The 1,589-nt window shown below is 71.7% G+C and carries 1 protein-coding gene; it reads right to left on the bottom strand.

Annotated features, from left to right (window positions below):
- Positions 1–140: 140 nt before the first annotated feature.
- Entirely contained in the window at positions 141–1,340 is a 1,200-nt protein-coding gene (serA, locus tag VGD85_RS08010) for a phosphoglycerate dehydrogenase (protein ID WP_331062928.1), read from the bottom strand.
- Positions 1,341–1,589 lie beyond the last annotated feature (249 nt).

Raw genomic sequence — 1,589 nt, 5'->3', positions numbered from 1 at the left:
GGCCGGTGAAACCCGCCGGCGTGTCGCGACCCGACTGAGGTCTCGATACGCCGGTCGCGAGCTCGTTCCTCGCTCGCGCGGCTACTCGACCTGGCTGCTGCGTCTTCGACCCCCGAGCAAGCTCGGGGGTCCAAGGCAGCTCACGCGTCCCAGGTGCGCAACCAGACCGAGTGGTCGGCCTCGGCGAGCTTGGCGAGGGCGTCCTGCGGCAGCGGGTCGCAGGTGTCGGTGATGACGTAGCCCTGCTGGCCGCGGGTGGAGAGGTACTGCCCCGTGACGTTCGCGTTGGCGTCGGCGAGCAGGTCGTTGACGCTCGCGAGCACGCCGGGCACGTTGTCGTGCAGGAAGCCGATCCGGTGGCCGTCGACGAGCTCGGGGGCCTGCACGGTCGGCAGGTTCACCGAGAGCTCGGTGCGGCCCTGGCGGGCGAACCCGGCGAGCTTGGCGGCGACGAAGTAGCCGATCTCCTCCTGCGCCTCCTGGGTGGAGCCGCCGACGTGCGGGGTGAGGATGACGTTGTCGAGGCCGCGCAGCACCGACTCGAACGGGTCGCCCTGGGCCTTCGGCTCGATGGGGAACACGTCGATCGCCGCGCCGGCGATGTGGCCCGAGAGGATGTGCTCGCGCAGCGCCACGTCGTCGACGACCATGCCGCGCGAGGCGTTGATGAACAGGCTGCGCGGCTTCATCTTCGCGAACTCCTCCGCTCCGAACAGCCCCGCGTTGCCGGGGCGCCCGTCGACGTGGAGGCTGACGACGTCGGCCTCGGCGAGCAGCTCGTCGAGGCTGCGCTTGCGCTGGGCGTTGCCGTGGGCGAGCCGGTCGGCGGTGTCGAAGAAGATCACCCGCAGGCCGAGCGCCTCGGCGACGTTGCCGAGCTGGGTGCCGATGTTGCCGTAGCCGACGATGCCCAGGGTCCGGCCGCGCACCTCGTGGCTGCCCTTCGCGGACTTGTCCCAGACGCCCTCGTGCATCCGCTGGGTCTTCTCGGTGAGCCGGCGCCCGAGGGCGATGATCTCGGCGATCACCAGCTCGACGACGCTGCGGGTGTTGGAGTACGGCGCGTTGAACACGGCCACGCCGCGCCGGCTGGCTGCGGCGAGGTCGACCTGGTTGGTGCCGATGCAGAAGCAGCCGACCGCCTGCAGGTCGGTCGCCGCCTCGAGCACGGGTGCCGTGAGGTGGGTGTTGGAGCGGATGCCGAGCATCGACACCCCGGGGAGCACCTCGAGCAGCTCCTTCTCGGGCAAGGACCCCGAGCGCAGCTCGACCTCGTAGCCGTGGCCCTCGAGCGTCTCGACGGCGGCCGGGTGGATGTTCTCGAGCAGCAGCACCTTCACGACGCACCAGCCTAGGTCTCTCGGCGGGTGGGGCCGAACCGGCGCCGCAGGGTGGGATGGGCCGCGAGGCCGCCTCGAGGTGACGTCCCGGTCACACGCGGGTCCGGCCCGGCCCGTTTCCCCCACGGGCGGGTCCGCGGAGCGGCATAGTTGCCGATCATGGGACCTCGTCGGCGGATCGCCGCTGCAGCACTGGCGGCGCTCGCCGTCGCGACCCTCACCACCGCCACGCTCGGCGGCGGCAGCGTC

The sequence above is a fragment of the Nocardioides sp. genome, from assembly GCF_036401255.1.
Lineage (GTDB): Bacteria > Actinomycetota > Actinomycetes > Propionibacteriales > Nocardioidaceae > Nocardioides.
Note: the sequence above shows the minus strand (reverse complement) of the source record. Positions and strands in the feature narration are given on the sequence as shown.